12 protein-coding genes, 1 tRNA gene and 2 pseudogenes are annotated in these 13,218 nt (G+C 55.5%); 7 read left to right on the top strand and 8 right to left on the bottom strand.

The features are described from left to right. The first annotated feature begins 106 nt into the window (after positions 1 to 106). From AC3WK8_RS04805 to AC3WK8_RS04795, 3 genes are all read left to right on the top strand, one after another. Positions 107 to 583, top strand: coding sequence for a PA2171 family ribosome-binding persister protein (locus tag AC3WK8_RS04805; RefSeq protein ID WP_085599626.1), 477 nt, complete (start codon positions 107 to 109; stop codon positions 581 to 583). Between the two features lie 330 nt (positions 584 to 913). Continuing rightward, positions 914 to 1,180: a DUF6555 family protein gene (locus tag AC3WK8_RS04800; protein ID WP_085599624.1), complete on the top strand. Its 267-nt coding sequence runs from the start codon at positions 914 to 916 to the stop codon at positions 1,178 to 1,180. Positions 1,181 to 1,238: 58 nt separating this feature from the next. Continuing rightward, positions 1,239 to 1,499: a hypothetical protein gene (locus tag AC3WK8_RS04795; RefSeq protein ID WP_103324564.1), complete on the top strand. Its 261-nt coding sequence runs from the start codon at positions 1,239 to 1,241 to the stop codon at positions 1,497 to 1,499. 94 nt (positions 1,500 to 1,593) lie between these two features. Here AC3WK8_RS04795 and AC3WK8_RS04790 read toward each other — a convergent pair whose 3' ends face one another. The 5 genes from AC3WK8_RS04790 to AC3WK8_RS04770 all read right to left on the bottom strand — a co-directional run bounded on the left by AC3WK8_RS04790 (position 1,594) and on the right by AC3WK8_RS04770 (position 5,519). Beyond that, entirely contained in the window at positions 1,594 to 2,097 is a 504-nt protein-coding gene (locus AC3WK8_RS04790; RefSeq protein WP_143494811.1) for a PraA/PraB family alkane oxidation protein activator, read from the bottom strand. Between the two features lie 690 nt (positions 2,098 to 2,787). Beyond that, positions 2,788 to 3,297 (bottom strand): ProQ/FinO family protein, encoded by a 510-nt coding sequence (locus AC3WK8_RS04785; RefSeq protein WP_103324563.1) that lies wholly within the window; start codon positions 3,295 to 3,297, stop codon positions 2,788 to 2,790. Positions 3,298 to 3,424: 127 nt separating this feature from the next. Further along, positions 3,425 to 3,931, bottom strand: coding sequence for an amidohydrolase family protein (locus tag AC3WK8_RS04780; protein WP_404942571.1), 507 nt, complete (start codon positions 3,929 to 3,931; stop codon positions 3,425 to 3,427). Between the two features lie 217 nt (positions 3,932 to 4,148). Beyond that, complete coding sequence (locus AC3WK8_RS04775; RefSeq protein ID WP_085599616.1) at positions 4,149 to 4,808, bottom strand: carbonic anhydrase; 660 nt, start codon at positions 4,806 to 4,808, stop codon at positions 4,149 to 4,151. A gap of 336 nt (positions 4,809 to 5,144) precedes the next feature. Next, the gene (locus tag AC3WK8_RS04770) at positions 5,145 to 5,519 is read right to left on the bottom strand and encodes a hypothetical protein (RefSeq protein ID WP_143494809.1); all 375 of its coding nucleotides are present in this window, start codon (positions 5,517 to 5,519) and stop codon (positions 5,145 to 5,147) included. 464 nt (positions 5,520 to 5,983) lie between these two features. On the opposite strand from AC3WK8_RS04770, the gene AC3WK8_RS04765 reads away from it, so the two are divergent. Next, positions 5,984 to 6,976: a hypothetical protein gene (locus AC3WK8_RS04765; RefSeq protein WP_103324561.1), complete on the top strand. Its 993-nt coding sequence runs from the start codon at positions 5,984 to 5,986 to the stop codon at positions 6,974 to 6,976. Positions 6,977 to 7,753: 777 nt separating this feature from the next. Beyond that, positions 7,754 to 8,500 (top strand): class I SAM-dependent methyltransferase, encoded by a 747-nt coding sequence (locus tag AC3WK8_RS04760; protein ID WP_103324560.1) that lies wholly within the window; start codon positions 7,754 to 7,756, stop codon positions 8,498 to 8,500. A 222-nt stretch (positions 8,501 to 8,722) separates the two neighbouring features. On the opposite strand, the pseudogene AC3WK8_RS04755 reads toward AC3WK8_RS04760, so the two are convergent. The 3 genes and pseudogenes from AC3WK8_RS04755 to AC3WK8_RS04745 all read right to left on the bottom strand — a co-directional run. After that, positions 8,723 to 9,040, bottom strand: a pseudogene (locus AC3WK8_RS04755) (DNA adenine methylase); the annotation flags it as partial. Positions 9,041 to 9,051: 11 nt separating this feature from the next. After that, positions 9,052 to 10,054: pseudogene (locus AC3WK8_RS04750) on the bottom strand (IS3 family transposase); the annotation flags it as partial. Between the two features lie 545 nt (positions 10,055 to 10,599). Next, positions 10,600 to 10,673: transfer RNA gene (locus AC3WK8_RS04745), tRNA-Cys, on the bottom strand. Between the two features lie 343 nt (positions 10,674 to 11,016). Between AC3WK8_RS04745 and AC3WK8_RS04740 the strand changes: the two genes are divergently transcribed. Together AC3WK8_RS04740 and AC3WK8_RS04735 are read left to right on the top strand one after the other, a co-directional pair. Continuing rightward, on the top strand, positions 11,017 to 11,928 hold the full coding sequence (locus AC3WK8_RS04740; RefSeq protein WP_103324559.1) for a LysR substrate-binding domain-containing protein: 912 nt from the start codon (positions 11,017 to 11,019) through the stop codon (positions 11,926 to 11,928). 113 nt (positions 11,929 to 12,041) lie between these two features. Beyond that, positions 12,042 to 13,196, top strand: a complete 1,155-nt coding sequence (locus AC3WK8_RS04735) for an alpha-hydroxy acid oxidase (protein ID WP_103324558.1) — start codon at positions 12,042 to 12,044, stop codon at positions 13,194 to 13,196. Positions 13,197 to 13,218: the final 22 nt, after the last annotated feature.

Below are 13,218 nucleotides of genomic sequence, written 5' to 3'. Positions count from 1 at the left end.
AACGTTTAAAAATAGAGAGTTATAAAAAATTGGGGATGGCACAAACTATGCCTTGTTCATTACGAGTGCCATGAGAGCACGCCACCCAATCGTGACGAGGTCAACAATGAACGCCATTGATCTTTTGAAAACCGATCATGAAAAAGTAAAGTCCATCCTTGAACAACTGAGCGAATCGACGGATCGCGCGGTGAAGAAACGCACGGAGCTACTCGAAAAACTAGAAATGGAGGTCACCATCCACACACAACTTGAGGAGCAAATCCTATATCCCGCATTCAAGGCTGCAGGAGGTAAAGAGCAAGAGGAAATGTATTATGAGGCCAAAGAGGAGCATCGCACCGTCGACTCGCTGGTATTGCCCGATTTGAAAAATACCGACCCAACCAAACCCGAATTCGCCGGACGCGTAAAGGTGGTCAAGGAATTGCTTGAGCATCATATCGAGGAAGAAGAAACCGAAATGTTCGTGCAAGCCAAGAAGCTACTTGGCAAGAGCAAGCTCGAGGAGTTGGGAGAACAAATGCAAGTCATGAAGTCCGCCCTAAAAAAAACTTATAGTTCCTCCAAGACGGCCGCTTGATACTTAACTCCATAAAGCCCGCGTCAAGCGGGCTTTTTTCCGCCTGTAACACCCACCTCCTGGCGCCGTCTGCATATTAAGGACCTACAACTTCATCGCGCATAAAAAAGCCCGTAGAGACTACGGGCAAGGTAGGAGTTACCGAGAGCCCACCTTTGCCGTATGCGGGCTCAATATTAAGAGGCCGGGACAAGACAACCGTTGTTTTTTTTAATAAGCCAGCTGACGAACGGCCTCACGAAAAAGCTGTACAAAAAAAATTTAACTGTACAAATAATAATTTGAACCCACCTGCGTGCTTCTCCGCCCAACCTTTGGACGGAGGTCATCATGAATACGCTTTTCATCATCGATTACACGCTTAACCACGAACAAAGATCGTTCATTATCCGCAGCACAAAGATGAACAGTGCCCTGGCTTGGCATTGGGCCTGTTGTGATGCCGGCATTGGACGCATTCCCAAGTTTGGTCGTGAGCAAGTCAAGCAGATCAGCAAGCCGTTGGCGGAACGTCATGGCGTTGAGAATGTGCAATGGCGACCCTCGGGGAACAGACCGTTTCGCCCCAAGCCTTATACGCCACCCCCTCCGGAATGAGGTTCGCTCATCCCCATGAAAAATACATATCCACTTCGATACGGATTGGAGGCAAGCAATGAAAAGGAAAACTGCAAATGCCGGTCCCGAGATCAAGGTGCTATGGCGAGAAGCCACGGATCTAAGCAACAAGCTGTTCCGAGAGGCTGCCGAGCTGGACGACATTGCCTATCGCATACTCAGCGACGCAGTGGCCAACGAAAACACTCTGAGAGAGTTCCAAATTGCCAAGGACCGGGCCAGTGCCAAATACCAGGAAGCGTTGGAGGCCTGGGAACAGGCCAATATCGAACTCGATAAGGCTCGCGGTTTGTTATGACCTGTGGGCTGGTCAGGTCGGCACGGCGGATATTCGAAGAGTCCTATCTTATCCGGCTCCCGAACACCCGCCTTAACTATCGAAATACCCAATGCTATCGGTACTTAATGGATAACATCGAAATCTTGACGTCCATGGAAACTACTTCGCAGCCTGTCGATACAATTTGATTGAATACAAGCAAACGCTGAGTGTAAGGAGTCCAAGACGATAAAATCGTGTTTCCTCCACAAAGCGGCCCGCTCGGATAGATGAAACTGACGTGTTCCATGTATACAGTGGCCGTACTTTTAGCAACCAAATTCCAAGGCAGCCCCCTGGCCGTAATCAACGAACATAATGGAGTACTTCCGGAGAAAGTTACGCGCGTGACTTGCGCCACTCCTGTTTCATCGACCTGCCCTTGCACAGATATGCCGCACTGTAGCGCTACGCCAAATGTAGCTGGCATCTTCAGACGGATCGAACCACTACCGTCGTCGGAAAAAGCGCTGCCTATAGGTGTAAATTCAAAACCAGCAGCAGCACCGCAGAGCGGGATTGAAGTCAGGCCAATTGCGAGCACGCCACCGATCAGCAACCTGTTTGGACTTTTCATTGATTTTCCTCTTGGACAGGCGAGTTGGCTCGCCAAACAATGGCCCGGCCGAAATGCCGTCGGAAACAACAAGTCATCGCGTTCTAGCCAGAAATCGAAGTGCATCGCCGCCACAGGCACTCAGAACAACAGGTCGCCATTGGCCGCATAGAAAATCAAAAATTGATTCTAAAAAAGTTTTTAAAACTCCTAGTCACAAAACTCCGATTCGTCAACTTCCGCTTTCCCTGTCCCCTGTGAAAACAGGCTGGATCGAAGCACCTAGCGCTAATACGAAGCACAACGTCCTCAACCTGCCAGGTATGCCCCGGGGAATGGTGCAGCCCTTCTGGAAGGCGGGGCGCACTGGGAGGGTGTCTGTGCTTCATCGACCGGTTGAAGTTTGCCGAATGGCTCCCGGGGGGCCGACCATTGATGCGCTTGAAAGCCCTGCTGAACGCAGGTTAGGAGGCATAGCCCACACGCTGGGCGAGCGCGTCGATAGAGACAGTGGAGGGCCGACGTTCGGTTGCGCCCCGATGGCGTGGTCGGGCTGATGGCACGAGCGATCCAGGATCATGCGGAAACCGCTGGAGGCACAACAAAGGGTGCTCATGGTGCTGCTTGGCTATCGGCACTGTACCGCCCATTGCGGGCTGCACAGTGCCAGGCGACGCCATAGCCGCACCCTCGATACCAGGTGCGAGGGCTTCAGCCCACGACTGGTGCCGTGGCATCCTCTGTCCGCTGCTCCTGGGGACGTTCCTTAGGCTTGGACTGCTTGCGTCGCGCTTGTCCACGCTGGCGTGAGGCCTGCTGCCTGGCATGCAGCGCCTGGGAGGCGGTGACCGTACCAGCAGCCTGCCCATCCAGGTCGAGCCGCGGCGCATCCTGGGTCATGCAGGTCCAGTAGCGACTGCCCTTGCACCAGGTAGCGATACCCAGCTTGAGCTGCTCGCTGGTCAGGCCGAGCAGTTCCAGGTGCTGCTCGGCATCCTTGAAGATGCCCTCCTTGAGCGGAACCTTGGGCGCCGGATTGACCGGAAAGGCCAGTGGAAAGTGCTTCTGCAATCGCCAGATGGCCTCTACCGCAGGATCTTGCTCACGGGGCTTGGTGTGCGGCGCAGGCTTGCGCTTACCCTGTTTGCTGCTTTCAGTTTTTACCTGCTGTTGTTCAGCCCGCAGGCGGTCACGTAGCTCAGCTAGTTGCTCAAAACCCATCGTTCATTTCAGCTTCATGGTTGATTCGTGGCGCAAGATTACCCCAAGCAGTCGTTTGGAGCAGCCTAAACCAACAACGAAATCAACACCGCACTCCGAGCGGTAGCTGGCCCCAGGGCCTCGGCTCTCACTCCCTCAGCTTCTGGGCAATCGTGCGCAATGGCGCAAGTACCTGGCGCCTGGCGCCGGCAAGGAGCGATTCCTGCTCGAAGATGGGCAACGGGCCAACTCGCTCATTGGGCTGCTTGTAGCCGGGGAACAAACCCAGGGCGTTGCCACGTTCGACACCGACAGCCACGCCGGCGCCCCAGAAGCCAGAGGCGACCAGCTCCTGGACCTGCGCGCGGCTACGGGCGCCCGAGGCGAAGGGGCTGTCGGTGCCGAACAGCAACCGATCCGGCTCGAACAGCTCGCGCAACGTGGCCATGGCCGGACGCGATAGCGAGGTGGCGGTATCCAGGTAGAAGCGCCTCAGGTAGGTCAGAACGCCTTGGGGGGCGGTGTCGCCGTACTCGATCATGGTGTTCGCCAGCGATACCCGCCAGGCGACATAGGGCAGGAAGCCCCCGGCGTGGGCGAGGATCCAGCGGATCCTGGGGAAACGCTCCATGGTGCCGGACAGGATCAGGTTCAAACCCGCTCGCGTAACATCGCAGGGGTACCATTGACCGCCATGAACCCCGAGCAGCCATAGTTGGGGCTGCTATCGGCGAGCTCCGCCGATATCCATTCGAAAGCCTGGTCCGCTTCCGGACCTTGCTCGATAAAGACCATGCCGTATCGCTGGCCTCATTGACTCAAGGCGAACGGGCGCTGGAAGCAACGCCGCCACCTTGACTTGTTCGCCAGCGCTACATCTGCTTGCCATTTCGAGCAGAGATCGCAACGGTGGTCGGCGAATCGGCAAGTGGTACGAACTTGCGCGTCGCGCCATCCAGCGCATCGATCCCCCCCGCTTCGATGTCGTAGACCCAGCCGTGCAAGTTCATGCGCCCCTGTTCGAGCGCCAGTGCCACGGATGGATGCGTACGCAGGTTCGCCAGTTGTGCGATCACGTTCTCACGCACCAGGCCATCGAGCTTCGCGCGGGGCGTGTCGAACTCATGGGCCGCGTTGATCGCTTTTGCGGCGTCCGCATGGCGTAGCCAGTTGGCGACCGCCGGGAGATGGTCCAGGCACGTGCAGCGTGAAATCGCACCCATCGCTCCGCAGTCCGAGTGGCCGCAGATCACGATGTCCTGCACCCCAAGTACTGCGACTGCATATTCGACAGTGGCCGAAACGCCGCCCGGCTCAGGCCCATAGGACGGCACGATGTTGCCGGCGTTGCGAATAACGAACAGCTCGCCCGGTTCACGCTGCGTGAGGAGCTCAGGCACAACACGACTGTCCGAGCAGGTGACGAACAACGCCTTGGGGTTCTGTGTCGTCGCGAGCTGCTTGAAAAGCTCGATGCGTTGCGGATAAACCTCGCGCTGAAAGCGCAGAAAGCCGTCGATAATGTCACGCATGGAGTTCTCCAAACCCAAATACCAGATGTTGGCGCAAAGCACTCAAAGGCCATCACGCCGCAGTGCTCGTCATTATTGCAGACGTCGCACGCTGGCTGTAGATAGACATCGAGACATAATCATCGCGGCAGATAGGGATAAAACAATACCGACCAAGAGCATCGCCCATGCAGAATGCTGACGACCCAATACCCTCACATTGCCTGGACGGCGCGCCATAGCATGGCCTCCTGCACAGAAACTTCTGCAGAAATGGTCACACCGAACTTCACCGCATACAGGATCAAATCCTCGGCGCTCGCATAGCTTCAGGCCTCGGGATTACCCTGGCCCACTTCAAGGACTAACGTCATGTTCGGGGCTCCACATGGCCAAACCACTAGAGCCGCGCACCTTGAGACCTATTCGGGACATGCGATACATCGCTTGCTCGAACAAATCATCCTCCACCGAATGCGTACACTCTTCAATAACGGCGAAAGCGTCCGGCGTACCAATCGCTCGCAATGCCCAGAGGCATTTTTTATAGAAGCTGCCGTAGTTGTCGTAGTCGAGGTATTCAAGATCAGGCTTGAGCAATATGGCTTGGCGGAGAAAGGGAATGCTGTCGGGATTCGCAGCCTGTTGGAGGGACCAGATAATCTCCTCGTGGTCCATGTGATCTGTTTCAAGAAGGCGCTCGCACTCCTCACGTACTTCTACTGCATCCATGTTGTCTGTTACCCATCTAGCGGTCGATCAAATGTGCCGCATTTTGAGAAACATCCTGAGGATGGGCAAGCGAATAAAAAACCTACTCAACAGAAAGGCACTAATATGCAAGCATTTTTCTACAGGCAATGAAAACCCAGTGGACGTTAGTCTACGGGGTTTCAAGGGTGGAGGCCTAGGTCGGAATCGAACCGGCGTAGCCGGATTTGAAAACCACGATTATTTACTTACAAAACAATACCTTAAATAACAATCAATTCCGCAGAGCCTTGACTGCTAAGGTCATACTCAAGCGGGAAAGGGTGTTCGATTTGAGTTGCGGAACTGTTTTTAGCTCTTCCCGGCGTCCCGCCAATCGTGCAGATTGCCCCGGTTCTCATCGCCAAGCGCATTACGATGTTGCTTCATCATGACCAGCGAATAAGATACTGGACTCCATTCCGCCAAACAGGGAGTTCCTACGGATGAGTAAAGGCATAAAGATGTTGTCTGCTGTGGATGCACGCGGTGCCCGCCACTCTATCGATAGTCTACAAACACAACATGACAACAACCTGGCGACACCAGCGCTGTTCTGTGACAGCCCCAACTGTGGCAGCGCCGTGCGATTTGTAAAACGACACACAAAAAATCGAACAGATCGGGTTGAACCCATTCATGTGCCGGCCTATATCGGACTGAGCCGAGGGTCTGAACATATTCTCGGCTGCCGCTACGACGCGCCCGGGCGCCTTAAGTTGATCCTCGCTGCTGCTTCCGACCCCAAATTCATGCATGCGCTGGACGATGGTAAACGTGAACTGCGCCTACTGATTCTCCATCGAGGGTTGAAAGACAACGGGGCCTCAGGCAATGCAGCCACACCATCACCATCCGTCACCGGTAACTCGCCACAACGCCCGACAGGATTTCGTACAACCCACCAGCAACTCGATAGCTATCTGCGCACTACCACCGATTTGCTTGCTTTGCGCGCAGCCTGCGATGACGATGAGCTTCTGGCAGCGCAACTAACATTGCGCTTTGGTGAACACACGTTAACGTGGCAAGACTTTTTCTTTGAGTTCGGGCGTTATGACGAAGTCTGGGACAAGTTAGCACCTGGCGCTCAACACGATATGCCGTTGGCGCTGCTGGGCACTGTCAAATCCCACAGATCGCCACCTGCCAGCGCCACCTACACTACGACTTACCTGAACTGCGAATCTCAGTTCAACCGCACCGATGATCCAAATCGTCAAGAGTATTTTGAAGTTAGCGTGAGTCATGAGGATGGCGTCTGGCTGCAGACATTTCCAGTGGGCTCACAGCTCATCATGTTTGGTCTGTGGAGACGCGGTAAAACCACCGAGTCGACTAAACCACATGCCCGCGATACAGCCCGCATTATGACCTATGTCACATATAAACTTTGCTTGTCGCCAGCGTCCAAGAGGCAGTTGGCCGGCGTCATCTGACTAGTCGTGGCTCTGATTTTGCGCGCCAGCCTAGGCTAGCGTAGTTTCTGGTGGCCGTAGGAAATCCTAATGATGGGCAATATGAATTTTTCTAACGAATTTCGGCTAAAAGCTGCTATCCAGCGCCCACGAAATTAGCGCGATTCTACCTTTCGAAAGTATTGAGCATCTGTTGACAGCGCATCTGCCATCGAAGATCGCACTCCTCCAGACAGTGGGCAAAGAAGGCTATCTCTGCCTCACCTCTGTTACACTTTCTACGCGCTGCTACGCATGCTAGGGCTCAGTGAAGATCAGGTTCACGCATCGATTGCAGATCATGAACAAGAGATTTGTTTTCTAGCCTTCAAGAACGCACACGAGGGCTATCCCTTCGGCTATGCATTACCTGGTGATCCACCAAGTGCGAGCCGTGTGACTGAAGCTGGCGTTAGCTTCGCTGATGTACGCCACCTCATCCTCTAGCAATCCGCAATTAATCACTCCAGCACACCCCAATTGTGCTGGGGTATATAGCCGAGTCAGTGATTGCCTCTCACACCACCACCTGAAAATCAGAGGGCCGCGCTTCACAGGGCTCAATGGCACATGATCAACCGACACTCTCTAGCGCCGGGCACACCGATGGTGGAGATCACCAGTGGGCTATCGGTCTCCGATATTAAGAACTCAGAACAGATTGGGTCATCGTTTCAATAAAATGATGTGTCATGTACAATCTTGCAACTCTTCAACTGCTATGCGAACTCGCACAAGCCTTACGTACAAGGGAGTTATATGGGTTTTTTCGATGGCTTTCCAAAGTTTTATAAAACCAGCCAAACCAGTCCTTTCCCAGATCGCCTAAACTCTCGTCATATCGCAATTATAGAGCATAATGCTGATCTCATAAAAGACAAGCGAGTTCTCGATATCGCTAGTCATGACGGACGCTGGTCGTTTGCAGCATTGCAAGCAGGAGCAGCACATGTAACAGGCATTGAACCAAGGCAAGAACTTATCACCAATGCCATTGACACCTTCAGTGAATATGGCATCGAAACTTCACGCTATGAGTTCCTATGCGGCGATGTTTTTGATCACCTTAGCAACAAAAAATTTGACGTTGTTTTTTGCCTGGGCTTCTATTATCACACTATTCGTCATGCAGAGCTATTTGACCTGATTGAGCGAACTGGCGCTAAGCTTGTTATTATAGATACCGAGGTTACCCCTGTTATTGATGAATTGCCTGATGTCGTGAATAACGACCCTCGCCTGGTTTACGGAAATCCGTACGGAGTTCAACTTTTACTTGATAAGGTTGATGACCAGCAGATGGCCTGTGCCGACTCGCTCACCCGGAATGGTCAAACCATTGTTGGTCGCCCCTCTAGAAATGCCGTAAAGTTTATTGCCAAACACTTTGGCTACACTACCGAAACGTTTAATTGGAATGAGTATACGTCACTGAACCCCGAAGTAAAAAGCACGATGCATGACTATTCTGAGGGCTGGCGCGATACCTTTTACTGCTCAAAGTAACTATTACTTCATAAAAACCAAGCTCCCCACCTAAACAAGGGGGGGGGGGCACCTCCCATCCTGAGATCTCCATCGACAAAACTTATGACCGTCGTTGTTAGCCAGTCCCATTTACTCAGAGACATCTTCACCGATGGCGTACTTCTGGCAACCGCTGATATAACCAATTCCATCGTTACCGAACGCAAATTACAGACACACTCGACTGAGATCGAGAATCCATCAGAAAAGCGCTCCCAATGCCGCTGGGCTCCATTTCTTAATTACTAACTCTCCACTAATTTCGGCTCTCCCCTGCCGCTGCTTGGGTGTGTTATAGCGAATGTCGACTGTCTCAAAATGTAAACCCTCAAACACTTGGCGTATGTCCGGGTGATCATTGATGCCGACCATGGCCTTGCCTTTGCAGCGCCGCATAAAGTCGGCCATGCGCTCGTAATTCTCAAAGAAAAAGTCAACGCCATAACCGGCTGCCTGCCAGTAAGGTAGATCCATGTAATGGAAGGTATGAGCACGGTCGTAGCGTTCGGCACACTGTAGCGATCAACTAATCCCGGGCCCGACGTTAAGTTTTTCTCGGCCTGAGCCGGGGCCAGCCTATCGTTGAACCGGTGCGGTCGAATCCAGTTGTACCGATGCATCAGGTAATGACTGATGTCTCGCTGTGCTTCTTGGGCCGTCATGTAACCCACTGTCGGTATCCATTCAGTTTTCAAACTGCGAAACACACTCTCCATCGGCGCATTATCCCAACAGTTTCCACGACGACTCATGCTTTGGCGTATGCGGTAACGCCAGAGCCGTTGGCGAAATTGGCGATGCCGTATTGCGAGCCATGATCCGAGTGGAATAGCAGTCCTTGAGGCGTGCCACGCTGTGCGTAAGCCATGTCCAACACCTTGATCAGCAAGTCCGCGTCCGGTTTGCTCGACAGCGCCCAACCCACAATTCGGCGTGCGTAGAGATCCAGAACGACAGCCAGATAATGCCATTTCCCTTGAGCCCAGATGTACGTGATATCGCCACACCAGATCTGGTTGGGACCGACACTTCAAACTCTCGATTCAAGATGTTCGGAATATCCGATCGCTCAACCGTCGCTTGTTTGCAGACATGTGTTCCAGGACCGAAGTCGCTCAAAGTCCGGAATTCGACGCCTGAGACGGTGGGCGTCGTAGCACGAGCGAGTTATATCAAAGACCATGCAAAGCCAATTAATCGGCTCTTGGGCGCTCAGTTGATCAATCAGCGTGTGCGCTCGTGCTCTTCCGACATCAAGAGCGCGGTAGCCTTTTTTAAAATGGATTTCTCTCGTTCCAGCCGATTGATCCGGGCTTCCAACTCCTGAATCTTCTGCTGCTCAAGCGTCAGCGCTTTTGTTTGGGGAGTAATACCGCTGCGCTCCTGCTGGAGTTGGTTCACCCAGCGACGCAATGCGGACTCGACCACCCCGAGTGACCGACAGGCCTCGATATGGCTATAGCCTTGATCGAGTACAAGAACTGCGGCCTCGCGTTTGAATTCAGCGAAAAATGAACGACGCTGCTTGGTCATCAGGCACCTCTATCTGGCAAACATTCTTGCCTAAATGAGTGTCCGGTTTCATTAGACCACTACACATCGACCTGGAAATTGGCTTGCTCCATGACTCATCCTTGGATTCATTCACAGGTGGCAATTTAATGGCCACCCAATAGAGTCTGTCACTACCCTTTATCGCACTTTACAATGACCGACAGCCAGACGCTGCGGGAGTGCGCAGACCGCGCTCACAATATGAAGCCACCGCACGCACATTTTCTATCGACCAGTCCCCTGCTTATAAAGCAGCGACTTCGAACTTGAATGTTTTTTTATTCTTAGCAATGGACTTCACCAATGACCGCTTTTGGTCGAAAGCAGTCACTCCCAAGAACCGAATCTGAATGCAGCTACGCCTAGGGAGCGAAAGCAGTTCATAACAAAACGGTGAAGTCTCTCTCAGCTCGATGCCAAAAGCAGGCTAATTGCGGAAGCAATCCAAAAATTTGCGGAAGCGATTGCCCAAATCCCAGGCAATAAAAAACCCCGTAGACGTTAATCTACGGGGTTTTCAAGGGTGGAGGCCGAGGTCGGAATCGAACCGGCGTAGGCGGATTTGCAATCCGCTGCATAACCATTTTGCTACTCGGCCCCAAATGTCCAATGCCTGAAAAACAACACTGGACACGTACAAACTGGAACGGCTTGAGGATCTTTTCGATCTTCCTAACTCTTTATCTAACCTGTTGATTTATAAAGAGTTTTCCCGTTTCCTCGCTGAGGAATGGTCGCAATTATGGACGTGTTTTCCAGTCCTGGCAACTCTTATTCGATATTTTTTCTAGCGAGGGGTTTCTAAGGCTTTTCGGGCTGGAAGCGTCCGCTCCCTGCGCCGTGGCCAGGGGCGGATGATCCCATACATCCCCGGGCATTGCTCGCCCTGCATCGCACCACCCCGTAAGATCCGCTGCTGGCCCGCCCCCGAAGGAATCCCCATGAAGGCTTTCAACGACTACCGCCTGCCCACCCTGGATGCGTTGCTGGCCTTCGAAAGTGCCGCCCGCCTGAAGAGCTTCGAGCAGGCGGCCGAGGTCCTGGCGTTGACGGGCAGCGCGCTGCGCAAGCGTATCGCCGGGCTCGAGCAACTGCTGGGGGTGAGCCTGTTCGAGCGCCAGGGCGGTAGCTTGCGGCTTACTGCCGATGGCCAGTTGTACCTGGAACAGGTGGCACCGGTACTGCAACAGTTGCTGGACATTCCCCAGCACCGGCGCACCGTGCAGCGCAAGCAGCGGCTGATCTTGTGCAGCCCACCGACCTTCGCCCGGCAGGTGCTGATCCCGCGCCTTGACGAACATAGCCGGGGCCATCCGCAAATCGAGCTGCAGATCCAGCTCTCGGCGCCCTTGTCCAACACCAGCAATGGCCAATGCGACCTCGAGGTCCGTGGCGATAGCCTTGACGCGCCAGCAGCCAAGCGTTTGCTGGATGAACAGTTACTGCCAATGGCCGCCCCTGCCCTGCTCGCCCGGTTCACGCCCCTGCAACTGCCGGCGGACTTTGCCCGGCTGCCGTTGCTGCGTTCGCCCCTGGAACCCTGGCGACCCTGGCTGCAGGCCGCCGGCCTGGATTTGCCGGAGCCCGACCAGGGGCCGACCCTGCTGGACCTGGGCATGCTGCTGGAGGCCGCGGCCAATGCCCAGGGCGTGGTGCTGGCCCGTCCGTCCCTGGCGCGTAGCTGGCTGGCCCAGGGACGCCTGGTGATCCTCGGGGAAGTCAGCAGCCCGCCGTCCTACCACTACACCCTGGACATCCCGCAGCCCTCGCCCGCCGCCCAGGACCTGGCCCACTGGCTGCAACGCATCTGCCGCGACGCCGTGGTCCAGGGCAGCGCCCACACCCTGGGTTGAGGCTCGCCTTGCCGGGACCTGGGAAAAAACCGCCCGCACGCCGGGAATTGTTTTCCGCAACCTGTTCGGCCCGGCGCACTAGTCTGCTGCGATCCATCACACAGGAGTGCGCCATGCCCATCATCACCTGCATCGAAGACCTGCGCCGGCTGGCCCGGCGCCGGGTGCCGCGGATGTTCTACGACTATGTCGATGGCGGCTCCTGGAGCGAAAGCACCTACCACGCCAACCAGGCCGACTTCGCGGGGATCAAGTTGCGCCAGCGGGTGGCGCGCAACATCGACAATCGCTCGTTGCAGGTACACAGGCTGGGCGTCGACATGGCCATGCCCCTGGCCATCGCCCCCACCGGCCTGGCGGGAATGGTCCACGCCGATGGCGAAATCCTCGCGGCCCGGGCCGCAGCAGCGGCCGGCATCCGCTACACCCTGTCCACGGTCAGCATCTGCTCCCTGGAGGACGTGGCCGAAGCCACGGCCGCGCCGTTCTGGTTCCAGCTGTACGTGATGCGCGACCGCGACTTCGTCGGCCGGCTGATCGACCGGGCCAAGGCCGCAGGCTGCGACGCCCTGGTGCTGACCCTCGACCTGCAACTGAGCGGGCAACGGCACAAGGACCTGAAGAACGGCCTCAGCACCCCGCCCCGGCCGACGTTGGCCAACCTGCTGAACCTGCTGGGCAAACCGCGCTGGGTCGCCGGCATGCTGGGCACCCGGCGTCGACATTTCGGCAACATCATGGGCCACGTCACGGGCGTGCACGACATGCGCCAACTGGCGGAATGGACCTACCAGCAGTTCGATCCTTGCCTGAGCTGGGACGACATCCAGTGGATCAAGCAACGCTGGGGCGGCACCCTGATCCTCAAGGGCATCCTCGACGTCGAAGACGCCCGCCTGGCAGTGGCCAGCGGCGCCGATGCGCTGATCGTCAGCAACCACGGCGGACGCCAGCTCGATGGCGCACCCTCGAGCATCGCCATGCTGCCGGCCATTGTCGACGCCGTTGGCGGCCAGGCCGAAGTCTGGATCGACAGCGGTATCCGCAGCGGCCAGGACGTGATCAAGTCCCTTGCCCTGGGCGCCCAGGGCGCGATGATCGGCCGGGCCCACCTGTATGGCCTCGGCGCGCTGGGCCAGGCCGGGGTCAGCCAGGCCTTGCAGATCATCGCCAGGGAAATGGACCTGACCCTGGCACTTTGTGGCCACACTCGGATCGAGCAGATCGACCGGCAACTGCTGGTGCCCGGCAGCTATCCCTTGCCCTGAACCTGCCAACCAGGATGCGCTC

This window comes from Pseudomonas sp. FW507-12TSA (assembly GCF_058781435.1).
Note: the sequence above shows the minus strand (reverse complement) of the source record. Positions and strands in the feature narration are given on the sequence as shown.